The organism is Streptomyces sp. NPDC033165 (assembly GCF_055577965.1).
Genome location: NZ_JBVIPK010000011.1, coordinates 97335 through 123067, shown reverse-complemented (window position 1 = coordinate 123067; position 25733 = coordinate 97335). Strand labels below are relative to the sequence as shown.

The window sequence follows — 25733 nt, the reverse complement described above, 5'->3', positions numbered from 1 at the left end:
GAGCGGGCCCGGTCCGGCAACCGCCGACCGGGCCTGTGCGTCATTCACGGCATGGACGACAGCAGCCACCACCAGGCACCAGACCGGTCCGCGCCCGAGACCGCCCTGACCCGGCTGATCAGGATTCCGGTGCGCATCGTGGTGCTGGTCGTGGTCCTGCCCGTCCGCATGGCCTGGGACCTGCTGGCCGCCGGCCGGCACGCCCTCGACCGGACCGTGCTGCCCCCGGTCCGGCGGGCGCTCGAAGCCTCGGCCGGCGCCCTGGGGCGGGGCCTGGAGTGGCTGTTCGGCTCCATCGGCTGGGCCCTGGGGTGGCTGATCGGCATGTTGGTGCTCAAGCCGCTGAGGTGGCTGTACACCTCGGTCCTCACCCCGCTCGGGCACGGCCTGCGCTGGATCGGCACCGCCCTGCTGGCCCCGGCGGCACGCGGCATCGGGACCGGCTTGGTCTGGCTGCTCACGAAGGCGGGCCAGGGCACCGGCTGGCTGCTCGCCGTGCTCCTCGTCCTGCCCGCGGCCGTCCTGTGGCGGTACGTACTCGTCCCGGTGGCCCGGTACGGCGTGGTCGTCCCGCTGGTCTGGCTGTACGGCAACGTCCTCACCCCGATCGGCCACGGCGCGGCCTGGTTCCTCGCAGCCATCGGGCGGGGCGCCGCCTGGGCCGCCGGGCTCCTGTGGCAGGGGGTCGCGGCGGTCGCCCGGGGCCTGGGAGCCGTCGCCGTATGGCTGGTCATGACGTTGATCGTGGCCCCGGCCTCCTGGACGTACCGCCGCGTCCTCACCCCCGTCGGCCGGGAGATCGCGGACGCCGCCGAGGTCGCCTGGCGCATCGCCGGATACCTCTCCCGCGCGGTCGGCCGGGGCCTCGCCTGGCTCGCCCGGCACCTGATCGGGGCCCCGGCCTCCTGGGCGTACCGCACCGTGTGCACCCCGGTCGGCCACTTCGTGCGCGACGCCGTGTGGGCCCCGGCGCGGCGCGCCGCCGTCGAGGCGGGCCACGCCGCCCGCTCGGCCCTCGCCACGGCCCGGGAAACCGTGCGCCAGGCCCGCCGGGACGCCTGGCGCGCACTGGCCGGCGGCACGAGCGGCGCACGGTCCGGGGAACCGGTGGAGGCCCCTGCGCGTACTCTGGGTAGTACAACGACTGTCCCCAGCGCGGCGCAGGCATCCGAGAGCGCCCCGCTCGGCGAGAAACTCGTCAAGCGGGTGTGAGCCGGAGCGGCACCCCGGGGACCACCCGTATATTTCGTGGGCGGCGCTCCACCGCGCCCGCCCCGCACCGAGGAGAAGAACCACTGGGCAAGCGACAGCCCGAAGGCCCGCCGCCCGCACCGGCAGTGCAGCGCATCCGCCTGCGCTACACCAAGCGCGGCCGCCTCCGGTTCACCAGCCACCGCGACTTCCAGCGGGCCTTCGAGCGGGCACTGCGCCGCTCCGAGGTGCCGATGGCGTATTCGGCGGGCTTCACCCCGCACCCCAAGGTCAGCTACGCCAATGCCGCACCCACCGGCACGGGCAGCGAGGCCGAGTTCCTGGAGATCGCCCTCACCGAGGCGCGTGACCCCGACGTCCTGCGCGCCCTGCTCGACGAGTCGCTGCCGGACGGCCTCGACATCGTCGACGCGGTGGAGGCCCGCACCTCGGGCCTCGCCGAACGGCTCACCGCGTCCGTCTGGGAGATGCGCCTGGACGGCGTCGACCCCGAGGACGTCCGCACAGCCGTGGCCGCGTTCAACGACGCCGAGACCGTCGAGGTCCAGCGCAAGGCGAAGAACGGCATCCGGACCTTCGACGCCCGCGCCGCCGTCGCCGATCTGCGGGTCGTCGACGCCCCGGCCGATAGGCCGGGCGAGCGGCCCTGTGCGATACTGCGCCTGGTTGTGCGGCACGTGACACCTGCCGTGCGACCCGACGACGTCCTGTCCGGTCTCCGAGCTGTGGCCGACCTGGCGCCGCCTGTCCCCGCTGCGGTGACGAGGCTGGCGCAGGGGCTCTTCGACGAGGAGTCCGGCACGGTGACCGACCCGCTCGCGCCCGACCGCGAGGCCGCCCCGACCGCACATCCCGCGGTCGCCGGGGCAGCCGTCGCGACGGCGCCGGAAGGTGCAGGTTCCGCGTAAGGCGGTCGTTGTAGCGCAGCCCTCCGACTCGGGAGCCACCTGGGTCGGGCCGCGCACTGACCCACAAGACTTTCGCCAGGCCGTACGCACACCGCATACGGAACCGGCGAGCCAGACATCAGCTCCCGTGCGGCGCCCGCGCCCCGGACGGCGGTATCGCACCACTGCGGACCGAGCCGGACCGGAATCAGACGCGGCGCCCGGGAGCACGACGGGAGAACCGCCCGCATGCCTCAGCCGAACGAACCCGGCACGACCGGGAACAACGACGAGAACACCCCCGGGGACAAGCTGCCGCCGCGCCGCCGGCGCCGCGCCGCCTCCCGCCCGGCGGGCCCGCCCGGCGCCGCCGTGACGCCGGTCGAGGACGTCACGCCGGCCATACCGGCCGCCGAGTCCGCCGCCCCGGCCCCGGACGACACACCCGGGGAAACGGTCACCGAGACCGCCCCTCCCGCCCGAACCCGCCGCCGCGCCGTGCGCAAGGCCACCGCCCCCGCCGGCGCCCCGGCGCCGGTGCAGAGCACCGAGGCCGTCGAGACCGCAGCCCCCGCCGCCGAGTCCGTCGCGGAGCCCGCCGTGGAGGAGGAGTCCGCCGCGCCCGCGCCGCGCACCCGCCGCCGTGCGGTCCGCAAGGCGACCGCGCCCGCCGGTGCGCCGCAGCCCGCCGAGGCCGCCGCCCCGGTCGTCGAGACCCCGGCCGAGCCGGCCCCGGAGGCCGACCCCGAGGACGAGACCGTGGCCGCCGTGGAGACCGTCGAGGAGACCCCGGCCCCCCGCCGCCGCCGCGCGTCCCGCAAGGCCACCGCCCCCGCAGGGACCCCGCAGTCCGCCGAGGCCGCCATCGTGATCGAGCCCGCTGAGGCCGCCGTCGTGACCGCGCCCGCCGAGGCCGCCGCGCCCGTCGCCGAGGCCCCCCGTGGCCGCACCCGCCGCCGTGCCTCGGCCCCCGCCGGTGCGCCGCAGGCCGCCGCGCCCGTCACGCCTGCCGCCGAAACGGCTGCCGAGTCGGCGCCCGTCGCCGCCGCCCCCGCCGCCGAGGCCGAGGAGACGCCCTCCCCGCGCACCCGCCGTCGCGCGTCCCGCAAGGCCACCGCGCCCGCCGGAGCCCCCCAGGCCGGCGACGAGACCGCCGCCCCGGAGGAGGAGGCTGCCGAGACCGGCGAGAGCCTGCCCGCCGCCGTGGCCGAGGAGCTCGCCGCCGAGGCCGACGAGGTCGAGGAGGCGGCTCCGCGCGGACGCCAGCGCCGCCGCGCCACCTCCGCCGCGGGCCGCCCCGAGTTCACCGCCAAGACCGATGAGCCCACCCGTAAGGGCCGCCGCGCGACCCGCCCCGCGGTCGCCGTCTTCCAGGCCCCGGTCTTCGCCGAGCCCATGTTCCAGACCCCCGAGACGGCGGCCGCCGCCGCTGCGGCGGCCGGTTCGACCTCGCCGTACGACGAGGTCGACGAGGCCGAGGAGCAGCAGACCGCCGAGGCCGAGCAGAGCACCGCGCCCGCCGAGGCCGCGCCGCAGGACCGCTCGCGTCGCCGTCGCCGCCGCCGTGGCGAGGCCGTCGAGACCGAGCAGGCCGCCGAGCCCGCCGCCCCGGTGGCCCCGGTGGAGGAGCCCGCCGAGCCGCAGGCCGCCGAGGCCGAGGCGGACGCCGAGCAGGAGGGCGAGGACACCGACGAGTACGGCGACCGTCCCTCGCGCCGCCGTCGTCGCGGGGGCCGTCGCCGCCGCCGCGGCGAGGCCGGTGACACGGACGAGGCCGAGCAGAACGGGGACGAGGCGCGGGCCGCGTCCCGTTCCGGCGAGGTCCCCGCCGAGGACGAGTCCGCCCCGGTGCAGGACGCCGACGAGACCGACGAGGACGAGGACTCCTCGGCCTCCGGGTCGAGCAGCAGCCGCCGTCGTCGCCGTCGCCGTCGCCGCAGCGGTGACGCCGCCGAGGCCGACCACGGCACCGCCGACGACCCGGAGCGTACGGTCGTCAAGGTCCGCGAGCCCCGCAAGAAGGAGGAGCGCGAGCCGGGCACCGGCTTCGACGAGGTCCAGTCCATCAAGGGCTCGACCCGTATGGAGGCCAAGAAGCAGCGCCGCCGCGAGGGCCGCGAGCAGGGCCGCCGCCGGGTCCCGATCATCACCGAGGCGGAGTTCCTGGCACGCCGCGAGGCCGTCGAGCGCGTGATGGTCGTCCGCCAGAACGGCGAGCGCACCCAGATCGGCGTCCTTGAGGACAACGTGCTCGTCGAGCACTACGTCAACAAGGAGCAGGCCACCAGCTACGTCGGCAACGTCTACCTGGGCAAGGTCCAGAACGTACTGCCGTCCATGGAGGCCGCCTTCGTCGACATCGGCAAGGGCCGCAACGCCGTCCTGTACGCCGGTGAGGTCAACTTCGAGGCGCTCGGCATGGCCCACGGGCCGCGCCGCATCGAGACCGCGCTCAAGTCCGGCCAGTCGGTCCTGGTCCAGGTCACCAAGGACCCGATCGGCCACAAGGGCGCGCGTCTGACGAGCCAGGTCTCGCTGCCCGGCCGCTACCTCGTCTACGTGCCCGAGGGCTCGATGACCGGGATCAGCCGCAAGCTGCCCGACACCGAGCGCTCCCGCCTCAAGTCCATCCTCAAGAAGATCGTCCCCGAGGACGCGGGCGTCATCGTGCGCACAGCCGCCGAGGGTGCGAGCGAGGACGAGCTGCGCCGTGACGTCGAGCGGCTCCAGCAGCAGTGGGAGGACATCCAGAAGAAGGCGAAGGGCACCAGCGGCTCCAACGCGCCGACGCTGCTCTACGGCGAGCCGGACATGACCGTCCGGGTCGTCCGCGACATCTTCAACGAGGACTTCTCCAAGGTCATCGTCAGCGGTGACGACGCCTGGGAGACCATCCACGGTTACGTCTCGCACGTGGCGCCCGACCTCACCGAGCGGCTCTCGCGCTGGACCTCCGAGGTCGACGTCTTCGCGACGTACCGCATCGACGAGCAGCTGATGAAGGCGCTGGACCGCAAGGTCTACCTGCCCAGCGGCGGTTCGCTGGTGATCGACAAGACCGAGGCGATGGTCGTCGTCGACGTCAACACCGGCAAGTTCACCGGCCAGGGCGGCAACCTGGAGGAGACCGTCACCAGGAACAACCTGGAGGCGGCCGAGGAGATCGTGCGTCAGCTGAGGCTGCGCGACCTCGGCGGCATCGTCGTCGTCGACTTCATCGACATGGTCCTGGAGTCCAACCGGGACCTGGTGCTGCGGCGCCTGCTGGAGTGCCTGGGCCGCGACCGCACCAAGCACCAGGTCGCCGAGGTCACTTCGCTGGGCCTGGTCCAGATGACCCGCAAGCGGGTGGGTCAGGGCCTGCTGGAGTCCTTCTCCGAGACCTGCGTCCACTGCAACGGGCGCGGTGTCATCGTCCACATGGAGCAGCCGACGTCCGTAGGCGGCGGTGGCGGCGGCAAGAAGTCCCGCAAGCGCGGCCGCGGCGGCTCCGGCCAGGACCACGAGCACGGCCACGACGACCAGGCGGTCATCGACACCGAGACGGAGACCGAGGCCGAGCTGGCCGCCGAGGTCGCCGCCCCGGTGGCGGTGGAGCCCGAGGTCACCGCGGACGAGGAGTTCTACAGCAGCCCGGCCGAGGCCGAGGCGGCCGCCTCGCGCGGCCGTGGCCGCCGTCGGTCCTCCCGCAAGGCGTCGGCCCCGGCCGGCACGCCGAGGACGGAGGCCCCCGCCGAGGCTCCGGTGGCCGAGGCCGCACCCGGGCCGGTCGCGGAGACCCCGGTGGTCGAAACCCCCGTCGCGGAAGCCCCGGTCGCCGAGGCGGCCGAAGCGGCCGAGCCCGCACCGGCCCCCGAGGCTCCGGCCGAGGCCGCGCCCCAGGGCCGTACGCGCCGCCGGGCCACCCGCAAGGCGTCCGCCCCGGCGGGCTCGCCGAAGCAGGCCGAGGCCGCCGAGCCGGTCCGGCCCGCCGAGCCCGCCACGGACCCGGTCGCGGTCGAGGACCCGGTCGTCGAGGCCCCCGAGGCTCCGGCCCCCGAGGCCCCGGCGGAGAAGGCCCCCGAGGCCGAGGCCCCCGTGGCCGCCCCGCCGCGTGCCCGGCGCCGGGTGACCCGCAAGGTCACGGCTCCGGCGGGCTCGCCCACGGGGTCGGACGAGGCAGCGGTGGTCGTGGTCGTATCGACTCCCGAGGCGCCCGAGGCTCCTGAGACTCCCGAGGCGAAGGCCCCGGAGTCCGCGGAGACCCCGGAATCCACGGAACCGGCACCGGCGAAGAAGACGGCCCGCAAGGCCGCCGCCAAGAAGGCACCGGCGAAGAAGACGGCGGCCAAGAAGACCGCCGCCAAGAAGACGACCGCGAAGAAGACCACGGCGAAGACGGCCACGAAGACGGCCGCGAAGAAGGCGACGAAGAAGACCGTCGCCGCCGAGCAGTCGTCGCCCTCCGTGACCGCCTCCGCGCCCTCCGCAGAGGGCGCGCCGTCGGCCGGCTGATGAATTCGTAACCAGTCGTTCACCTTCAGGTGTCCCGCCCCGAACGCATCGGGGCGGGACACCTGCTTTGTTTCGGAACTGATGCGAGCGCCGGTTAACGAGCCTGAAATTGGGCCAGAAATCCCTGATAATGTGACGACGGTTGCCATGCCTGTGAGCGTTCTTCACGAAAACCACAGGCGGTGACAGGTCCCGGCGGCGACAGCGACCGGACCAGATTCCTCGGCAGGGCGTCGGCATCGCGCCGGTGGGGTTACGCGCGACCTCGTGAGACGTCCCGCACCTCAGAGCTCTGCCTGGTAACGAGCTCTTGCGGTGTTCAAGGAGGACGTCCATGACGAGCATCAACGAGCAGCCGATTCCTGCTGCCCGTCCGGTCATCGGGGAAGACGAGATCGAGGCAGCCGTACGGGTGCTGCGCAGCGGTCGCGTCGTGCAGGGGCCGGAGGTGGCGGCCTTCGAGGAAGGCTTCTCGCGGCTGGTCGACGACCGGCACTGCGTCGCGGTCAACTCGGGCACCTCGGCCCTGCACCTGCTGCTGCTCGCCCTGGGCATCGGCCCCGGCGACGAGGTGATCGTCCCGTCCTTCTCCTTCGCGGCCTCCGCGAACGCGGTCCGCCTGGTCGGCGCCGACGTGGTGTTCGCCGACATCGAGCCGGGCAGCTTCGGCCTCGACCCGGCCGCGGTCGAAGCCGCGATCACGCCGCGCACCGCCGCGATCATGCCGGTGCACCTCTACGGCCACCCGGCGGCGATGGACAAGCTCATGCCGATCGCCGACAAGCACAAGCTCGCCGTGGTCGAGGACGCCTGCCAGGCGCACGCGGCGGCCCTGAACGGCACCCCCGTCGGCGCGTTCGGCGCGGGCGGCACCTTCAGCTTCTACCCGACCAAGAACATGCACTCCCTCGAAGGCGGCATGGTCACAACGGCCGACGCCGAACTGGCCCGCACCCTGCGCCTGCTGCGCAACCAGGGCATGGAGCAGCGGTACGCCAACGAGATCGTCGGCGCCAACATGCGGATGACCGACGTGTCCGCCGCCGTCGGCCGCGTACAGCTCGGCAAGCTGGAGGGCTGGACCGAGCAGCGCCGAGCCAACGCCGCCTACCTCGACGCCAACATCACCGCCCCGAGCGTCACCACCCCGCCGGTGGCCGAGGGCGCGCGCCACATCTACCACCAGTACACCGTGCGGATCCGGGGCGACCGGGACGCCGCGATGGCCAGGCTCACCGAGGTGGGCGTCGGCAACGCGGTCTACTACCCGACCCCGATCCACCGCCTGAAGCCCTACTGGGAGCCGGACCAGAAGGCGGGCCGCACCTGGGACCTGCCGGAGACTGAGAAGGCCGCCGCCGAGGTCGTCTCGCTGCCCGTCCACCCCTCCCTCACCGAGGGCGACCTGGAGCGGATCGTCGCCGCCGTGAACTCCCTGGGGGAGAACCTGTGAGCGCCGTACTGAAGGCCGGGCTGATCGGCCTCGGCTCCATGGGCCGCCACCACGCCCGGGTCCTCGCGAGCCTTGAGGGCGTCGAGCTGGTCGCCGTCGTCGACCCGATGGGCGACAAGAACGGCTGGGCCCAGGGCGCCCCCGTGCTCTCCACCGTCGAGGAGCTCATCGCCCTCGGCATCGACTACGCCGTCGTGGCCTGCCCCACCGGCCTGCACGAGGAGGTCGGCCTCCAGCTCGCCGACGCCGGTGTCTGCGCCCTGATCGAGAAGCCGCTCGCCGACACCGTCGAAGGCTCCCGCCGCCTCGTCGAGGCCTTCGAATCCCGCGACCTGGTCGCCGGCGTCGGCCACATCGAACGCTGCAACCCCGCCCTCCTCTCCCTCCGCGCCCGCCTGGAGGCCGGCGAGCTGGGCGACGTCTACCAGGTCGTCACCCGCCGCCAGGGCCCCTTCCCGCACCGCATCGCGGACGTCGGCGTGGTCAAGGACCTGGCCACCCACGACATCGACCTGACCAGCTGGGTCACCGGCCAGGCGTACACCTCGATCGCCGCCCACACCGTCTCCAAGTCCGGCCGCCCGCACGAGGACATGGTCTCCGCGGTCGGCCAGCTGTCCGACGGCACGATGGTCAACCACCTGGTCAACTGGCTGAGCCCGCTCAAGGAGCGCTTCACCTCGGTCACCGGCGAGCGCGGCTGCTTCATCGCCGACACCCTCACCGCCGACCTCACGTTCCACTCCAACGCCGCCGTCACCACCGAGTGGGAGGCGCTGCGCGCGTTCCGCGGGGTCGCCGAGGGCGACATGATCCGCTACGCCATCCCCAAGCGCGAGCCGCTGCTTGTCGAGCACGAGCTCTTCCGCGACGCTGTACAGGGCAAGCCCGCCGACATCTGCACGCTGCGCCAGGGGCTTCGTACGGTGGAGGTGGCTGCCGCCGTGCTGGAGTCCGCCACGAACAGCACCACGGTGCGGTTCTCGGCGGACCGGGAAAAGGCAGGGGCCGAATAGGTGACCACACCCGATGTCACGGTCGTCGTAGCCGTCTACAACACGATGCCGTACCTCACCGAGTGCCTCAATTCGCTGGTGGGCCAGAGCATCGGTCTTGAGCGGCTGCAAGTCGTGGCGGTCGACGACGGTTCGACGGACGACAGCGGCAAGGAACTCGACCGCTTCGCGCAGCTGTACCCGGACGTCTTCACGGTGGTCCACCAGCCCAACTCGGGCGGTCCGGCGGCACCGAGCAATCGCGCCCTCGACCTGGCGACCGGCCGTTTCGTGTACTTCATCGGCTCGGACGACTATCTCGGCGAAGAGGCGCTGGAGCGGATGGTCGCCTGTGCCGACGCCAACGAGTCCGACGTCGTCGTCGGCAAGATGGTCGGAACGAACGGGCGCTACGTCCACCAGAAGCTGTACACCGGCAACCGTGACGTCACCCTCGACGACTCCGCGCTGCCCTTCACGCTGGCCAACACCAAGCTCTTCCGCCGTGAACTGGTGGAGAAGCACGGCCTCCGCTTCCCCGAGGACCTGCCGGTCGGCAGCGACCAGCCGTTCACCATCGAGGCGTGCGTCCGGGCCCGGAAGATCTCCGTGATCTCCGACTACACCTGCTACTACGCGGTCAAGCGCGGCGATGCCAGCAACATCACCTACCGGGCGAACCACCTGGCCCGGCTCCGCTGCACCGCAAGGATCATGGAGCACACCGCCGCTCTGATCCCCGCGGGTCCGCGGCGTGACGCGGTGCTCAAGCGCCACTTCGACTGGGAGCTCTCCAAGCTTCTCCAGAAGGACTTCCCCGCACTCGACCCGGACACCCGCCGCCAGGTGTGCGAGGGCGTCGGCGCGCTGGTGGACACCTACTTCACCGACGGCCTGCGCGACGGCACGGGAGTCAAGCGCCGCGTGCGCTTCGGCCTGGCCCTGCGCGGCGCAGTGGAGGAGCTCACCCGCGCCATCGCGGAGGAGACCGAGCACGGAGCGCCGCCCTTCCTGCTGGAGGGCGACCGGGCCTTCGCCGTCTATCCAGGATTCCGGGACGCGGACGTCGGCCTCGACGAGCAGTGGTACGAGGTCGCGGAGTCGGTCTCCGGCCGCCTCTCCGCCGGTACGCGGCTGGAGTCGGCCGACTGGGAGCAGCACGGCGAGGAGCTCGCGCTCAGTGTGAAGCTGCGCGTCGGCGTCACCGGCGACACGTCCTCCGCCGTCGTCGCCCTGGCGCAAGGGGCCATGCCGCAGAGCGCGGACAAGGCCGGGGCACGCAAGCTCCCCAAGGACGCCCCGCGCCCGAAGAACACCGGCACGCTCACGGCCGGGACCGCCGAGGACGGCGGCACCCTGCTGACCGCCCGCATCCCGCTCGCCGCCGCGCGCGCCAAGAAGGGCGTCCGCCTCTACGTGGACCTGGCGGGCTCGACGTACGAGATCCCGGTCCGCACCGAAGGGCAGCCGATGCCGCTGGCACGCCGTTGGGGGAGCACCGACCCCCACCGGGTGGCGGCGAACACCAACCCGAAGGGCCGTCTAGTGATCACGACGGCCCCGCTGTGGGAACCGAAGCCCAGCGTGGGCGCACGGCTGCGCCGAACGCTGTCCAGGCCGAAGAGCGTGAGCGCACGGCTGCGCCGCACACTGTCCAGCTCGAAGAGGAAGTAACCCGATGAACATCTGTGTAGTCGCGCTCGGCAAGATCGGACTTCCGCTCGCCGTGCAGTTCGCCGCCAAGGGCCACAAGGTCATCGGCGCGGACGTCAACGAGAAGGTCGTCGAACTGGTCAACGCGGCCACCGAGCCGTTCCCCGGTGAGCACGACCTGGACGTCAAGCTGAAGGAGACGGTCGGCGCCGGTCTGCTCTCCGCCACGACGGACACCACGGCCGCGGTCGCCGCGTCCGACGCCGTCGTGGTCGTCGTCCCCCTCTTCGTGGACGCCGAGGGCACCCCCGACTTCGGCTGGATGGACGCCGCGACCAAGGCCATCGCGGCGGGCCTCAAGCCCGGCACGCTGGTCAGCTACGAGACCACGCTGCCGGTCGGCACGACCCGTACCCGCTGGGCGCCGATGCTGGCCGAGGGCTCGGGTCTCACCCCGGGCGAGGACTTCCACCTCGTCTTCTCGCCGGAGCGCGTCCTCACCGGCCGGGTCTTCGCCGACCTGCGCCGCTACCCCAAGCTCGTCGGCGGCATCGACGAGGCGTCCGCCGCGGCGGGCGTCGCCTTCTACGAGGCCGTGCTCGACTTCGACGAGCGTGAGGATCTGCCCCGCCCGAACGGCGTCTGGGACCTCGGCACGGCGGAGGCCTCCGAGCTGGCGAAGCTCGCCGAGACAACCTACCGCGACGTCAACATCGGCCTGGCCAACCAGTTCGCCCGGTTCGCCGACCGGAACGACATCGACGTCAAGAAGGTCATCGAGGCCTGCAACAGCCAGCCCTACAGCCACATCCACCAGCCCGGCATCGCCGTCGGCGGCCACTGCATCCCGATCTACCCGCGGATGTACCTGTGGAACGACCCGGAGGCCACCGTCGTACGCTCGGCCCGCGAGGCCAACGCCGCGATGCCCGGGTACGCCGTCGACCTGCTGGCCGCCGTCTACGGCGACCTGGACGGCGTCGGAGTCCTGGTGCTGGGCGCGGCCTACCGCGGCGGCGTCAAGGAGACCGCGTTCTCCGGCGTCTTCGGAGTCGTCGAGTCCCTCAAGGCGCGTGGCGCGGTGCCGTTCGTCTCGGACCCGATGTACACCCCCGAGGAGCTGACCGCCCTCGGCCTCATCCCGCACGAGGGCCAGGCCGTCACCGCCGCGATCCTCCAGGCGGACCACGCCGAGTACCGCGAGCTGTCCGCCGCCGACCTCCCGGACGTCCGCGTCCTCGTCGACGGCCGCCGCACCACGGACCCGGCCAACTGGGCGGGCGTCCGCCGCGTGGTCATCGGCGGCTGACGATGACCTGGCTGATCACCGGCGGGGCCGGTTACATCGGGTCCCATGTGGTGCGGGAGATGGCGGGCGATGAGTCCCTCGTCGTCCTCGACGACCTCACCACAGGACGCGCGGAACGTCTTCCCGAAGGCGTCCCGCTCGTCGTGGGTTCGGTCCTGGACCGGGACCTGCTCGACCGGGTGCTGGCCGACCACGCGGTGACCGGCATCGTGCACATCGCGGGCAAGAAGCAGGTCGCGGAGTCCGTCGAACGACCGCTGTACTACTACCGCGAGAACGTCGACGGACTGCGCACCCTGCTGGAGGCGGCGGCCGCGGCAGGGGTCCGGCGCTTCCTCTTCTCCTCGTCGGCGGCGGTCTACGGCATGCCCGACGTCGACCTGGTCACCGAGAAGACCCCCTGCCTGCCGCTCAGCCCGTACGGCGAGACGAAGCTGGCGGGCGAGTGGCTGGTGGCAGCCGCCGGCCGCGCGCATGGCATGGCAACGGCCTCGCTCCGCTACTTCAACGTGGCGGGTGCGGCCTCGGCCGAACTGGGCGACGACGGGGTCTTCAACCTGGTACCCATGGTCTTCGAACGCCTGGAGGCCGACGAGTCGCCCCGGATCTTCGGCGACGACTACCCGACCCCGGACGGCACCTGCGTCCGCGACTACGTCCACGTGGAGGACATCGCCTCCGCCCACGTCGCCGCGGCCCGCCGGCTGGCCCGGGACCCGTCCGCCGAACTGGTCCTGAACATCGGCCGGGGCGAGGGCTCCTCCGTCGCCGAGATGGTCGACATCATCCTCGACGTCACCGGCCGCACCGGCCTGTCCCCGGTCACCGGGGCCCGCCGCCCCGGAGACCCGGCCCGGGTGGTCGCCTCCGTGGACGCCATCGCCAGGGAACTGGACTGGTCGGCCCGGCACGGCATACGCACCATGATCGAGTCGGCGTGGGCGGGGTGGCGGCTGCGGCACGGGCCGCAGGCATCGAGATGAAGCATGCGGCCCGGACCGACCCGGTCATCGGACGCAACGAAGAACTAAGCCTCAGAAACTCAGCAGAACAGGAATGACTGAAGTGCCAGGCATGGACGAGCGCAGCGGACCGCGTCCGCATCTGCTGTACTTCGCGATCGGGTTCCCGCCCGCTGCGAAGAGTTCCGCCTTCCGGATGCGGGAGACCGCCAACCAGTTCGCCGCAGCGGGCTGGGACGTCACCGTCGTCACGATCGCGGAGGAGTCCTGGGTCCGTGACTCCGGCGTGGACCACACGCTCTCGGACTCCGTCGACAAGCGGATCAGGATCGTGGAGCTGCCGCTGTCCCGTGCCGACATGGAGACGGACATCCGTCTGTACTCCGAGGAGCGGGCGCTGAACCCCGTCAAGTGGCTGAACGGCTTCCGGACCGAGGCGCTCAAGAGCTTTCCCGAGCCGGTCTTCGGAGGCTGGCGGAGCGCCCTGGAGACCGCCGCGCTCGATCTGTACCGCGAGCGGCCGGCCGACCTCGTCCTGGCCAGCTGCACCCCGTACGTTCAGCTCGCCGCTGTCCGCAGGCTCTGGGAGGAGCACCGCGCCCCGTACGCGGTGGACTTCCGCGACGGTTGGTCCCTGGACGTCGTCGACGGCGTCGAGGCGTTCCCGAAGGACTCCGAGGCCGGGCGGTGGGAGGCGGATCTGCTGGAGAACGCCCTGTCGCTCTGGGTGGTCAACGACCAGATCGCCGACTTTTACCGGGCCCGCTACCCCGAGCACGCCGAGCGCATCTACGTCGTGCGCAACGGCTACGACCGCGCGAGTGTCCCTGAGGTCCGGCCCCGCTCCTCGGCAGGGCGGAGCCTGGTCTTCGGGCACCTGGGCACGGTCAGCTTCTCCGTCCCGCTGCTGGAGTCCGTCCTCTCCGCCTGGCGTACCGCCCGGGAACGGGAGCCGCTGCTCGCCGACGCCCGGTTCGAGGTGCGCGGGCATATCGGCGCGGGCTCCAACCGCGAGGCCAACCGGCACATCGAGGTGCTGCGCGCGGCGGCCGACGACGGCGTGGCTGTGGGTGGCCCTGTGCCGAAGGCCGAGGTTGCCGATGTGTACGGCGCCTGGGACGCACTGGTGCTCGTCATCATCGGCGGGCCGTTCATGACCTCCGGCAAGGTCTACGAGTACATGGCCACAGGGCTGCCGATCGTCTCCATGCACGCGGCTGACCACGATGCCTCACGCCTGCTGGACGGCCGACCGCTGTGGACCGGACCCCGTGGCCTGGACGAGGACCGCCTCGCCGACGCGTTCTGCGAGGCCGCCCGCATGGCCGTGGAGGCCTCGCCCGAGCAACGCACGGCCGCCCGTGACCACGGAACCGAATACGCCCGTGATTCCCTGATGGCAACCGCCGTAGCGGGGCTGACCGCCCAGGCACTCGCCGAGAAGCCCGTACTTTCCGGAGGTTCCGGATCATGACCGACGTACTGATGATCGCGGGTTCGACGCCCAAGCAGGCCGTCATCGCCGCGGCAGTGGAGAAGTTCCAGCAGCTCGGCGCCCGGGTCCACCTCCTCGGCAACTTCAAGGCCGCGGACATCGACGCCGACCTGGGCTGGGCCACCGTGCGCAAGGTGCCCGAGAGCGGTCCGGCGAGCAAGCACATGCAGCGCAAAATGGACGCGATGAGCTCCCCCGAGCGGCTCTGGTTCCACCTGGAGCACGACCGGACCGCCCGCGCGGTCGTGCGGGCCGCCGAACTGGTCGTCGCGCTCGACAACCGCGCGGTGTACAGCGCTTGGCGCATCGCGCAGTTCCGGCGTCAGCCCGAGGTCTGCAACGGGATCGCCGCAGGTCTCCGCGCCCTGGAGCAGCGCCTGGAGCAGCGCGGCGAACAGGTGCCCGAGCACGTCCCGGGCGCCCTCACCACGGCCACTGACGGGCTGCGACGCCGCGTCCGGGCCTTGCCGGCCGACCTCCTGCGCAACGCCACCGGACCGCTTGCCCTGCGCAGCCGCGCCGGAGCACGCGCCTGGCGCGCCGCAGTCTCGGCGCCGGGTGTTCCGGACACGCTGCGCACGACGGTGACCGAACAGGTCATCGAGGGCATGTGGCTGGCCGGGCGGCAGTCCGGGGCGCTCGTCACGGCCCGCGCGGCTGCCGCGAAGCTTGCCGACCCGGCCATAAGGGCCCGCCTGCTGGACAATGTGGCGAGCAAGGTCATCAAGAACGGCCGCACGCCCGGCAACCTCGCCGAAGCGGTCACCGCCTATCTGGACCTTGCCGACGCCAAGCACGCGTCCGGTGATCTGTCCGCAGCGGCCGACGCCCTGCTGCATGCCACGAAGCTGGCCTTCCACCGTGTCGTCCACATGGATCAGGTCAGCAGTCCACTGGCCGCGGATCCGGCCGGATTCATCGCTCCGTTCAGGAAGTCGACGGCGGCATCCGCCGTGGTCCGGCCGCAGGGCCGGCTGACCCCGGCTGCGGCCCCGCCGAAGGACAGGCCACTGAGGCTCCTCGTCGCCACCTCGGCCAACGTGAACTTCCTGCACCTGATCCGATCGCACTACGAGGACAACCCGGACGTCGAGCTGCGCTTCCTCGACATGGCGGAGCACCCGGGCATGAAGCGGCTCAACGGCGCGGCGCAGCGGCACTTCGAGTACCGCCTCGGGGGCGACCCGCTGTTCGCCCATGCCGCTGAGCAGCAACTGCGGCCCTATCTGGACTGGGCCGACATCGTGTTCGTGGACTGGTGCGCCGCTCCCGCCGCTCTGTTCACCGTGGTCGATCCGGGTGACACCCGGATCATCGTCCGGCTGCACAGCTACGAGGCCTTCACACGGTGGCCCCACATGATGGACTTTTCACGCGTCGACGACATGGTGTTCGTCGCGGATCACATCCGCGACTTGTCGGTGGCCGCCATTCCCGGCCTCGGCGGCGAACAGGCACCCCGGACACATGTGCTCGACAACGGTATGGATCTGGCCAACTTCCGACGTACGAAGGATCCGTCCACCCGCTTCAACCTCGGGCTGGTCGGTGTCGGTCAGGTGGCGAAGGACCCGCTCTGGGCCCTGGAGGTCCTCAAGCAGCTGCGTGAACGGGACGAGCGCTACCGTCTGTTCCTGATCGGCGGCGACATGGCCCGCTCCAGCAGTGCGGCCAAGGCGTACGCACGGAAGCTGGAGAAGGCGCTCAAGCCGCTCGTGGAGGAGGGCGCCGTGGTACGGGTCGGTGCGACCGACGACGTTCCCGGCGCGCTGGAGGACGTCGGAGTCATCCTCAGTACGTCGGTACGCGAGGGTTGCCACGTGGGCCTCATGGAAGGGGCGGCCAGCGGTGCCGTCCCGGTGGTCCGCGACTGGCCGTTCTTCGCAGGCGGCGAGCACGGTGCGGGGACGCTCTATCCGGCTGAGTGGGTCGTGGAGACCCCCGAGGCCGCGGTCGAGCGGGTGCTCTCCCTCACGGCTTCCGACGAGAGCTGGCGCAACGCCGGAAAGATGGCCACCGAGCACGCGCTGACCACGTGGGACTGGCCGGTCGTCCGGCTCGCCTTCGACCGGCTGCTGCTCGACCGCTGACGACCGCAGGCATCCGCGACGCACGAGGGCCGGGAACCGTTTCACCTACGGTTCCCGGCCCTCACCGGTATCCGCCCAGCCGCAGCGAAAGGCCGAGCGGCAGAGACGGTTGGCTCAGCGCTCGACGAGCACTCCGTCCTGCTCCTCGTACAGCGCCCCGCTCTGCGGGCACTCCCACACCCCCGGCTCGCCTTCGCGTGCGACCAGCCGGACCCCGCTGCGGCCGACCCAGCCGATCTGCCGGGCGGGTACGCCGACGACCAGGGCGAAGTCCGGGACGTCCTTGGTGACCACGGCCCCGGCGGCGATCATCGCCCACCGGCCGATACGGACCGGCGCGACGCAGACCGAGCGGGCGCCCAGCGAGGCGCCCTCGGCGACCTTCACGCCGACGGCCTCCCAGTCGCCGCCGCGCTTCTGCTTGCCGTCGGGGTCGACCGAGCGGGGGTTGTGGTCGTTGGTGAGGACGACGGCAGGGCCGACGAAGACGCCGTCGCCGAGCTCGGCCGGCTCGTACACGAGGGCGTAGTTCTGGAGCTTCACGTTGTCGCCGATGCGGACGCCGGTGCCGACGTACGCGCCGCGGCCGACGACGCAGCCTTCGCCGAGCCTGGCGCCCTCGCGGATCTGCGCCAGCTCCCAGACACTGGAGCCGGCCCCGATCTCGGCGGTCTCGTCGACCTGGGCGGTGGGCTGGACCCTGTAGTTCACGGCATGCCTTTCGGAGAGCTGATGCGCTCGAAAAGCATAAGGGTGTCCGGCCCACCGCCCCTCGTGCGGGACGGGTCGGTCAGATGACGCTGCCGGACCAGTGCTTCACGGGCGCCTTGACTCCGGTTCCGGTGCTGGTGAAGGAGAACAGGCTGTCGATGCGTCGGCCGTCTTCGGACGTACCGGTGCGGTAGAGGACGCCGATGTCGGACTTGCCGTCCTTGTTGAAGTCACCGGAGACCGGCTGGCTCACGTTCCAGTTGAACGATCCGGTGCTGGTCCACACCTCGCGGGGCGCGGCGAAGTTCGTGCCGTTGCTCGCGAAGGTGAAGAGCGCGGACTGGTGCACGCCCGCCTCCGTTGTGCCCCGGTTGTAGAGGACCGCGATGTCGTCCCGGCCGTCCCCGCTGTAGTCGCCGGAGGTCAGCTTGGAGGCGTTCCAGTTGAAGGAACCGCTGCTCGTCCAGGTCTTGCGCGGGTTGTTGAACGCGGTTCCGTTGCTGGTGAAGGTGTAGAGCGACGAGACGAACTTGCCGTCGGCCGACTTGCCGCTGTTGTAGAAGACGGCGACGTCGTCCTTGCCGTCACCGTTGTAGTCGCCCGAGGTGACCTTGCTGGCCGACCAGGTGAAGCCGCCGGGTGTGGTCCAGGTCTTGCGCGGGTTGTTGAACCCGGTGCCGTTGCTGGTGAAGGTGTAGAGCGAGGAGATCTGCTTGCCGTCGGCGGAGGTGCCGCCGTTGTAGAAGACGGCGACGTCGTCCTTGCCGTCACCGTTGTAGTCACCGGAGGTGACCTTGCTCCTGCTCCAGGTGAAGCCGCCGGGAGTGGTCCAGGTCTTCTTCGGAGCGCTGAAGCCGGTGCCCGTGCTGGTGAAGGTGTAGAGCGAGGTGATGTTGCCGGTGTCGGACGAGCCGGAGTCGTAGAGGACCGCGATGTCGTCCTTGCCGTCCCCGGTGAAGTCGCCCGCCGTCAGCTGACTCTGGCTCCAGGTGAAGCCGCCCGGCGTGCTCCACACCTTCTTCGGCTCGGCGAAGCCGGTGCCGTTGCTGTAGAAGGCGAAGAGCGAAACCCTGTTCTTGCCCTCCAGGGAGGGCCCGTTGTCGTAGAACGCGGCGATGTCCTCGCGGCCGTCGCCATTGAAGTCGCCGGAAGCGACCTGGGACTCTTCCGGCAGCCCGCGGACCTGGGTGACCCAGTCGGTGAGGTCGTCGGTGCGGGTCTCCACGGCGCCGGGGCGGGTCTCGTCCGAGCCGAAGCAGCCCGCCTGCCACGAGGCGCTGTGGACGGCCGCCAGCAGGACCTTGCCGTCCTGCTCGCGCAGGGCGGGGCCGCCCGCGTCGCCCTTGCAGATGGCGCCGCCGTCCCGGGTGACGGACACGGTCGTCGTGTCCGTCGCGGTCACGGCGAACGAACCGGCGTGCAGTCGGTCGGGGACCCAGGACGTCGCGGTACGCCCGTAGCCCACGGCCCGCAGGTTTTCCCCTGCCACCGGGGCGGAGTCCGCGAGGAGGACCGGGGCGATGTCGGTGACCGGCTGGGCGAGCTTGGCCATGACCAGGTCGCGGTCGGTGCGGGAGACCAGCTCGGTGACCTCGACGACCTTGCCGCCGGTGCCGGTCAGGTCCGTCCGGCCGATGGTCGCGGTGGTCTTCTGCGCCGGGGCGCCGGCGGGTACCGGGTACGCGGGCTGCCCGGCGGCCGCGAAGCAGCTGCTCGCGGTCAGGATCCACTGGGCGTCGACCAGGGAACCGGTGCAGGCGCGCTTCGCGTCGCCCTCGCCTATGTCGAGCTTCGCGGTGAACGTGTACGTGTTGTCGGCGACCGCGTCACCGATCACGGCCTGGGCCGGGGAGGAGAGGGTGAGCGCGCCGGCCGCGGATGCGGCGGCGAGCACGGCGACGACCCGCACGCGGCGGGACTGTCTCAAGGGCACGTGGATTCCTTGCTGATGGAGAAGACTGATGGAGAAAGGCTGATGGAGAAAGCCGGAGTCGGCAGGCCCTCACCCCGTACGCCTCGCGCGTGTGCGGAAGTGAAGTACGGGGCACGGTGCCTGCCGAGAGCAAATTACGCGGAGGTGGAGAGCTCGACCAACACGTGGTCGCGGCCCTCCGGGTCCGCGGCCTCGCCGACGCCCTTCCACTCGTTCTTGGCGACGGAGATGTTCTGCTCGTCGTCCTCGGCGGTCAGCTTCACGTCGGCCTCGTGCGAGGCAGCGCCCTTGACGCCGTAGACCGTGGGTATCTCCACGCTGAGGTAGCCGGTCGTGCCCGTCACGCGGAAGCAGATCCGGCCCTTGGTGCGCGAGTACACCTCCAGGAAGCTGCCGTCGGAGGCGCAGTCCGCGAGGGTGATGTGGCCGTTGCCGCGCTTGAGGACGATGCCGAGCTCCGCCTCGATCCGGTCCGCCCCCGGGTAGGCGAAGTTCTCGACGGCGTGCGGGGGAAGCTCGTCCGCGGCGGCTGCCGCAGTTCTGGTCTGAGCCTCGTCGGCGTGGGCCACGGTGACGACCGCCGCGATGCAGGCGGCGGTTGCCACGCCCGTGGCGACCACGCGTCGCGCAAGCTTCATGATGATTTCCTTTCCGTTCATGGATATGTGTGCGGTGTCTCTCTTTTTCTCTCGCCGAGTTTTCGGCTCAAGTCTGCGCATTCAAACACGAGTTGTCGTACGGTGTCCGAGCCCGACGCCTATCGTGTGACCCATTCGGCGACCACCGCGGCCGCCGTGGGAAGCACCAGCAGTGTCATTCCCAGGGCCGGCGGAAACGGCCCCCGGGCCCGTACCACCTGACGTACCGCGAACGCCTTCTCCAGTGCCGCGTCCGTCCGCTTGCCCGACAGGGGGGTGACCACCCCCACCACCACGAGCGCCGCCTCCGGCCACCGCAGCCGCGCTTCACCGCGCACCGGGAGCGTCCAGGACGACACCCACCCGCGGAACGGCGCCAACGCCAGCACGGTGCCCCAGAGGAACCCCGCACAGGTGGCGAGGACGGCCGGCCACGACGCCTCGGCGAGGAGCCGCAGCGTCAGGGCCAGTACGACGGTCACCGGAAGCGGCATGGCCGCCATCCACCGCTCCCGCCTCACCGGCAGCCAGCGCAGCAGCGAGCAGGTGAGCACGACTTCGGGAATCAGTGCCACGAGCACCCACAGGGGGAGGGCCACGAGAGCTCCTTTCGGAAGCGGGAAGCGACGAATGGTCGGTGGTGAATGGTCGGTCGTGAATGGGTGGCGGGGAATGCTCAGGGGCTTTTCACAGCACGACCGCCATCGCCGCCACGACGGCCGTGAAGGTGAGGAAGAAGAGCGCGGTCTGCTTCCCCGTGAGGGGTTCCATCTGCTGCCCCGAACGCACCACTTCGCGCTGCCTCCGGAGATAGCCGGCGAAGATGATCCGGCAGAGGGTCAGCCCCAGCATGGTGGCCGTGTACAGCGCCAGCGGGGTGTTCCCCTCGTAGTCGCGCACGGCCGAGTCCACGACCACGGACGCGGCTCCCGCCATCGGCAGCAGGGCGGTGAGCACGCGGCCCTTCGCCGTGGCGGCCAGGAACTGGGCCGCCACGGCGAGGGCGATACCGGAGACGGCAGCGGCGATCCACCAGTGCGTGGTGGAGAACGACGAGGAGAGCAAGGGGCTTCCCGTCGCCTACCAGGTGAGCCAGCCGACGACCGTGGTCGCCGCGTCGCTCACGACGCCGGAGACCTTCGCGCCGATCTCCTCCGCCACACCGAACTTGCTGAACAGCCGTCCCTTGCCGAAGAAGACGCCACCGACCACGAACAGCCCGAGGGCCTGGTGGAACTGGCTGCTGTCCCAGCCGTAGCCCCAGCCGCTCAGGCCCGCGCTGACACCCTGCAGGCCCCAGGAGATGAGACCGGCCCCGAAGGCCAGCCCGCCGAGGACCGGCGAGGCGGGCGTCGGGAACAAGGCCGCCACGCCGAGCACGACCGAGGCCGTGCCGAAGACGGTGCTCCAGTGGCCGGTGGCCGCTGCCCAGTCCTTGGGGTCCTTCATGTCCTCGGGCCACAGACCGAGCCACTTGGTGTCGCCGGTGTCGTCGTTCTCCGGCTTGTCCGAGGGGTTGGTGCCGTTCTCCTGGTGCTTCTTCGCCTCCTCGGCGGCCTTCTTCGCCGCCGCTGCCGCCTCGGTCCGCCGCTTCTGCGCGGCGATCGCGCGGGCCTGGCTGGCGGCCGCGGCGGCGGCCCGCGCGTCCTGGCCCGCCTGCTGGGCGGAGGCCGCCGCCCGGGCGGCCGAGGCCTGGGCGTCCACCGCGTACGCCACAGCCTGCTTGGCGGAGGCCGAGGCACGGCGCATCGAGTAGTTCGCCGAACGCGCCGCGCCCCGCGCGGTCAGCGCGGCGGCGCTCGCGTCCTTGGCCGACTGGGCCGCGGATGCCGCGGACTTGTCGGCGGCATCCGCGTTCGCCCTGGCCTGGGTGGCGGAGCTCGCGGCGTCCTTGGCGTAGTCGTCGGCCTTGGCCGCCCACTCGGCCGCCTCCTTGGCGGCCTTCCGGGCGTCCGCGGCCGCCTTGGAGGCCCGGGCCGCGTCCTCCAGGGCCTTCGCCGCGACCTTCGCCGCATGTGCGAGGGTCGCCCGGATCGCGGAGACATGGGTGGCGTGGTCGTGGTCGAGGCGGGCGATGTTGAACTTGTCGCGGACGACGAAGGCGCGCCGCATCCGCGCGGAGCCCTCCAGGACGATCTGCGCGGCCGAACGCATGTAGGGGCCGCCGGTCTCCAGGAGGCGGAATATCTCGACCCGGTCGTCCTCCTTCGTCGCCGCCGTGAGTTCGACGGTGAGGAAGTGGTGGAGCGCCTGGGGCGTTCCGGCGTCCAGTGCCGCCTGGGCCTTCGCCTTGACGGCCCGGCCCGGGTCCTGGGCGAGGATCTTGAACACCATGACCCGGTTCTCCACGGCCGCGGCCTCGATGGCCCCGGTCTCCAGGAAGGCGGTGGCCGCGTTCGGGTCGCTGTCCGCCAGCGCCCGCTCGGCGCCCTCGGCGACCCCGGCGGTCGAGGCCTGCGCCAGCGCGAGTACGTTCTCCCGGTCGTCCTGCTGCTGGGCGAGCAGGCGGTCGGCGTCGATCCAGTTGGCCACGTCGTGGTCGGAACCGGCCAGGGCGAACTCGGCGGCCCCCCGGGTCCAGGTGCCGCTGGAGTCGAGGAGCCGTACGGCGGCCTTGCGGCCGACCGTCACGGCGGACGCGGTGTTCCCGGCCGCCAGCGCCGCCTCGGCGGTGGCGATGAGCCCCTTGATCTCGTCCGACGTCTGGGCCGCCTGGGTGAGCTGCTTCTCCACCCGTTCGGCGTCCGCGATCTCGGCCTCCGCCCGCACCCGGGCCTCCAGGATGCCGAGCTCGGTCTCCTCGGCGATCCGGTCGGTCTCCGCCTTTCGGGCCGCCGCCTCCACCTCCTGGGCTTCCTTCACGGCGTTGGCCGCGGTGTTGGCCGCCTCGACCGCCTGCTTCGCGTACTCGGTGGAGCGCTTGGCGTACTCGATCGCCTTGCCCGCGTTGGCAGCAGCCTCCTCCGCCGCGGCTGCTGCCTTGTCGGCGTGGGCGGCGGCGCTGTTGGCGGCGTCGCGGGCCACCCGGGCGGCTGCGGCGGCGCGGTTCGCCAGGGCCTGGGCGGTGCCCGCGGCGCGGGTCGCCCGGGCGGCTGCGGCGTTGGCCTCGGCCGCGGCCTGGCGCGCCTTGGCGGCCTGGGACTGCGCGGCGCCCGCGGAAGCGGCGGCGTCGGCCGAGGCGTTGGCGGCCGCGGCGGCGTTGCGGGCGGCGCTCGCGGCGGCCGATCCGGCGGCCGACGCCTGGCTGGAGGCGGTGGCGGCGTGGTCGGCGGCCTTGGCCGCGGTACGGGCACGGGCGGCGGCGTTCCGGGCGCCCACGGCGGCCGAGCGTGCCGCGGAGGCCTTCGAGGCGTCCTTGGACGCGGCGATCGCGGCGTTGTAGGCGCGGGCCGCGGCGTTTCCGGCCGAGGCGGCGGCAGCGGCCGCGGCCTGCGCGGCCTGGGCGGCGCGGCTGGAGGCGGCCTGGGCCGTACGCGAGGCGGCGATGGCCGTGTTGGCGGCGGACGCGGCCCCGCGCGCGGCGCTCGCGGCGTTGTTCGCGGCTCTGGCCGACTTGCGGACGTCCTGCTGGGCGGCCTTGGCTTCCTCCGCCGCCTTCAGGGCGGCGGTCTTGGCCTTCTCGGCGGCCTCCTTGGCGCGCTCGGAGTAGGCGACGGCTTTGTCCGTCGTCCGCTTGGCACGCTTGCCCTCGCGCTCCACGATCGCGACGAGCTGCTCGATCGTCGCGGATTCCTCGTCGCGGGCGCGGGCGATGTGCTGGCCGGAGGAGAGGAAGAGGCGGATCGCCTCGGGAGACCCGTCCTCCAGGGCGCGCTGCGCGTACTTTTTCACCTCGGGCGACGCGGTGCTGAGGATGGTGAAGACCGCTACCCGGTCGTCCTCCTCCTGCGCCGTGTACTGGGTCGTCCTCAGGAAGGTCTCGAACGCTTCCTCGGTGTTGGCGTCCAGGGCCTTGGAGGCTTCGCGCTTCACCGCGGTGCCACCGTTGTTGAGGGCGGAGAACACCGCGACCCGCAGGTCTTCCTTGACCGGTGCGGCGAAGCCGTCGCTCAGGAACTCGGCGATCGCCTCGTCCCCGCCGGACAGTGCCGCGTTCGCGCTCTCCGTCACGGACCGGCCCGCCTCGGAGAGGCTGGCCAGGATGGCGAAGCGGTTGTCCTCCGCGCGAGCGGCGGGGAGTTCGGTGGTGAGGAACGCGGTCAGCGCGGCCGGCGTGCCGACGAGCGCGGCCGCCGCCCCCTCACGAACAGCGCGCCCGCCGGTCTTGTAGGCCCAGACGGCCTTGCCCTGATCGGTGGCGGGGAGGCCGTTCTCCGGGTCACCGGGCGCGGTCGGAGCCGCGTGTGCGGGGGAGGCGCTGAGCGTGAGGATCGATGGCAGGGCGGGGACCGCCGCGGCTCCGGCGACGGTGGCGAGTATCCGGCGTCTGCTCCACAACGAAGGCGACAAGACGTGCATCCTTCCCGTTCGGGATACGTCGGTACAGAAACGCGTACATCCCCCAACTGCGCCTGCTACTTGTGGTGTTGAAGGGAAACGCGGCGTGTCCTGTGATTCCACGGGAACATTACCTGCCTCAGCGCAATCGTTCACGCTTCATCAGAACGTCCTCCACAAAGGGAGTTAGGAGCGGAGTGAGATCTGTTCGCCGGGATGCGGCTCCGAGGCCCGGAGAGTGCAGGCTTCGCATGACGGACAAGGAGGGGGATGTCAGCGAAAGTTATTGAACGCGATCCCGTTTGTGAGAGAGGTGATTCCGCTCTGGACCCCGTCGACCTTGACTGTCTGGCCTGACACGTGTTTTACGTAGACCCGCAGGAGGAACGTCCGGGTGCCGCAGGCGGGGTCGATGGGGAGATCGGACAGCCTGGAGTAGCCGACAGCGTGATGTGCGTCATCGGTGACGGTCCGTTCCACGGAGAACCGGTGGGTTCTGCAGGCGTGACCGGTGGAATCGAGCTGGACGAACTCGAAGCGTGTGTGCACGACCGCGTTCAGGCCGCGAGGGTAGGCCTGCATGCTGCTCGCACAGGACGCGGTGCCTCGATAGCACGTCGTCAGTTCGACATTGGCCTGGGCCGACACCGTGACCGCGTCCGGATGAGCCTGCCACTTATGGACCGGCGTTCCGTCGCTGTAGAAGACCCATGCGTCCCGCTCGGCGGCCCCGTCGCCGACATAGGTGCAGTCACCCGCGGTGTCGGCACTCTGGCAGGCGCCGTTCTGCCACCAGTGCGCACCGCGCTGGTCCGCGCCGTCTGCCTCCAGCCATGTGCGGTTCGCCACGGCGGTCAGGTGGTAGCTGCCAGGAAGCGTTGAATAGGCGGTGCCCTGGAGTAGGCAGGTGTAGACGCCCGAAGCGGGTGCGGTGAAGAGCAGATCTGCGTAGAGCGGGAGGTGGCCCGGTAGCGCGTAGGTAGAAGTGTCGCTGCCCTCGTGATTGCGGGCCGAAGCGGCGACGACGGGCACCGTGGCCCCGGACGCGTCCACACACCGGATGCGCTGAGTCAGGCCGACGATGCCGGTCGTGGTGCTCGTGGCTTCCAGCCGACCGCGCAGGTGACGCTTCTCCCCGGCGGCCAAGGTCATGGTCCGCCGCAGCAGGTCGACTGTGACGCCTCGGGGGATATCGGTGTCGGTGGCCAGTGTGAGACGGGTGACACTGCCGGGGCCGGCTGCGGCCGGGGAGGGCCAGAGGGGTACCAGCGCCGCCGCAAGGACGCTGATGAGCACTGTGCGGACGAGCCGTGCCATGAGAGGCATACGGATATCGCTTCCTGTCTGTCGGCGCAGCCGTGTCGGGCCGACAGGGGCGCAGGCGAACCCGGCCCCGATGGCCGAAGTGGCGAGGCGCTCGGGGCCGGACGGTGAACTGAAGCTCTCACACGATCGCGCTACTGA

General features: G+C 71.7%; 17 protein-coding genes. 10 read left to right on the top strand and 7 right to left on the bottom strand.

All coding sequences use genetic code 11. The features are described from left to right. Nucleotides 1–51 precede the first annotated feature (51 nt). The 10 genes from ACZ5WC_RS24435 (at nt 52) to ACZ5WC_RS24390 (ending at nt 16550) form a co-directional block, all read left to right on the top strand. Nucleotides 52–1212 carry a hypothetical protein gene (locus tag ACZ5WC_RS24435; protein WP_468542796.1) on the top strand — a complete coding sequence of 387 codons (1161 nt, stop codon included), beginning with the start codon at nt 52–54 and terminating at the stop codon, nt 1210–1212. Between the two features lie 125 nt (nt 1213–1337). Further along, nucleotides 1338–2120 (top strand): TIGR03936 family radical SAM-associated protein, encoded by a 783-nt coding sequence (locus ACZ5WC_RS24430; RefSeq protein ID WP_311119512.1) that lies wholly within the window; start codon nt 1338–1340, stop codon nt 2118–2120. Between the two features lie 228 nt (nt 2121–2348). Beyond that, on the top strand, nt 2349–6593 hold the full coding sequence (locus tag ACZ5WC_RS24425) for an Rne/Rng family ribonuclease (protein WP_468542795.1): 4245 nt from the start codon (nt 2349–2351) through the stop codon (nt 6591–6593). Nucleotides 6594–6927: 334 nt separating this feature from the next. After that, entirely contained in the window at nt 6928–8046 is a 1119-nt protein-coding gene (locus ACZ5WC_RS24420) for a DegT/DnrJ/EryC1/StrS family aminotransferase (protein WP_468542794.1), read from the top strand. Further along, nucleotides 8043–9062 carry a Gfo/Idh/MocA family protein gene (locus ACZ5WC_RS24415; RefSeq protein ID WP_468542793.1) on the top strand — a complete coding sequence of 340 codons (1020 nt, stop codon included), beginning with the start codon at nt 8043–8045 and terminating at the stop codon, nt 9060–9062. The genes ACZ5WC_RS24420 and ACZ5WC_RS24415 overlap by 4 nt, the downstream gene beginning before the upstream one ends. Beyond that, nucleotides 9063–10715: a glycosyltransferase family 2 protein gene (locus ACZ5WC_RS24410; protein WP_468542792.1), complete on the top strand. Its 1653-nt coding sequence runs from the start codon at nt 9063–9065 to the stop codon at nt 10713–10715. Between the two features lie 4 nt (nt 10716–10719). Further along, nucleotides 10720–12003 carry a nucleotide sugar dehydrogenase gene (locus ACZ5WC_RS24405; RefSeq protein ID WP_468542791.1) on the top strand — a complete coding sequence of 428 codons (1284 nt, stop codon included), beginning with the start codon at nt 10720–10722 and terminating at the stop codon, nt 12001–12003. 2 nt (nt 12004–12005) lie between these two features. Beyond that, on the top strand, nt 12006–12986 hold the full coding sequence (galE, locus tag ACZ5WC_RS24400; RefSeq protein WP_468542790.1) for a UDP-glucose 4-epimerase GalE: 981 nt from the start codon (nt 12006–12008) through the stop codon (nt 12984–12986). Between the two features lie 73 nt (nt 12987–13059). Continuing rightward, on the top strand, nt 13060–14439 hold the full coding sequence (locus ACZ5WC_RS24395) for a glycosyltransferase (RefSeq protein ID WP_468542789.1): 1380 nt from the start codon (nt 13060–13062) through the stop codon (nt 14437–14439). Then, a complete protein-coding gene (locus ACZ5WC_RS24390) occupies nt 14436–16550 on the top strand; it encodes a glycosyltransferase (protein ID WP_468542788.1) in 2115 nt (704 codons plus the stop codon). The genes ACZ5WC_RS24395 and ACZ5WC_RS24390 overlap by 4 nt, the downstream gene beginning before the upstream one ends. Before the next feature lie 114 nt (nt 16551–16664). On the opposite strand, the gene ACZ5WC_RS24385 is transcribed toward ACZ5WC_RS24390, so the two are convergent. From ACZ5WC_RS24385 to ACZ5WC_RS24355, 7 genes are all read right to left on the bottom strand, one after another. Then, nucleotides 16665–17261 carry an acyltransferase gene (locus tag ACZ5WC_RS24385; RefSeq protein WP_468542787.1) on the bottom strand — a complete coding sequence of 199 codons (597 nt, stop codon included), beginning with the start codon at nt 17259–17261 and terminating at the stop codon, nt 16665–16667. A gap of 79 nt (nt 17262–17340) precedes the next feature. Continuing rightward, nucleotides 17341–19194, bottom strand: a complete 1854-nt coding sequence (locus tag ACZ5WC_RS24380) for an FG-GAP-like repeat-containing protein (protein ID WP_468542786.1) — start codon at nt 19192–19194, stop codon at nt 17341–17343. Between the two features lie 134 nt (nt 19195–19328). After that, complete coding sequence (locus tag ACZ5WC_RS24375; protein WP_468542785.1) at nt 19329–19832, bottom strand: hypothetical protein; 504 nt, start codon at nt 19830–19832, stop codon at nt 19329–19331. 119 nt (nt 19833–19951) lie between these two features. After that, nucleotides 19952–20431: a hypothetical protein gene (locus ACZ5WC_RS24370; protein ID WP_468542784.1), complete on the bottom strand. Its 480-nt coding sequence runs from the start codon at nt 20429–20431 to the stop codon at nt 19952–19954. A gap of 88 nt (nt 20432–20519) precedes the next feature. Further along, nucleotides 20520–20897 carry a hypothetical protein gene (locus ACZ5WC_RS24365; RefSeq protein WP_468542783.1) on the bottom strand — a complete coding sequence of 126 codons (378 nt, stop codon included), beginning with the start codon at nt 20895–20897 and terminating at the stop codon, nt 20520–20522. A 15-nt stretch (nt 20898–20912) separates the two neighbouring features. Next, entirely contained in the window at nt 20913–24281 is a 3369-nt protein-coding gene (locus tag ACZ5WC_RS24360) for an ALF repeat-containing protein (protein WP_468542782.1), read from the bottom strand. 261 nt (nt 24282–24542) lie between these two features. Further along, complete coding sequence (locus ACZ5WC_RS24355; RefSeq protein WP_468542781.1) at nt 24543–25586, bottom strand: hypothetical protein; 1044 nt, start codon at nt 25584–25586, stop codon at nt 24543–24545. Nucleotides 25587–25733: the final 147 nt, after the last annotated feature.

What these genes read in the sequence shown, in the direction of transcription:
- galE (WP_468542790.1), top strand. Translation starts at nt 12,006, where the DNA reads ATGACCTGGCTGATCACCGGCGGGGCCGGTTACATCGGGTCCCATGTG.
- ACZ5WC_RS24395 (WP_468542789.1), top strand. Translation starts at nt 13,060, where the DNA reads ATGACTGAAGTGCCAGGCATGGACGAGCGCAGCGGACCGCGTCCGCAT.
- ACZ5WC_RS24405 (WP_468542791.1), top strand. Translation starts at nt 10,720, where the DNA reads ATGAACATCTGTGTAGTCGCGCTCGGCAAGATCGGACTTCCGCTCGCC.
- ACZ5WC_RS24390 (WP_468542788.1), top strand. Translation starts at nt 14,436, where the DNA reads ATGACCGACGTACTGATGATCGCGGGTTCGACGCCCAAGCAGGCCGTC.
- ACZ5WC_RS24375 (WP_468542785.1), bottom strand. Translation starts at nt 19,832, where the DNA reads ATGAAGCTTGCGCGACGCGTGGTCGCCACGGGCGTGGCAACCGCCGCC.
- ACZ5WC_RS24420 (WP_468542794.1), top strand. Translation starts at nt 6,928, where the DNA reads ATGACGAGCATCAACGAGCAGCCGATTCCTGCTGCCCGTCCGGTCATC.
- ACZ5WC_RS24425 (WP_468542795.1), top strand. Translation starts at nt 2,349, where the DNA reads ATGCCTCAGCCGAACGAACCCGGCACGACCGGGAACAACGACGAGAAC.
- ACZ5WC_RS24355 (WP_468542781.1), bottom strand. Translation starts at nt 25,586, where the DNA reads ATGGCACGGCTCGTCCGCACAGTGCTCATCAGCGTCCTTGCGGCGGCG.
- ACZ5WC_RS24435 (WP_468542796.1), top strand. Translation starts at nt 52, where the DNA reads ATGGACGACAGCAGCCACCACCAGGCACCAGACCGGTCCGCGCCCGAG.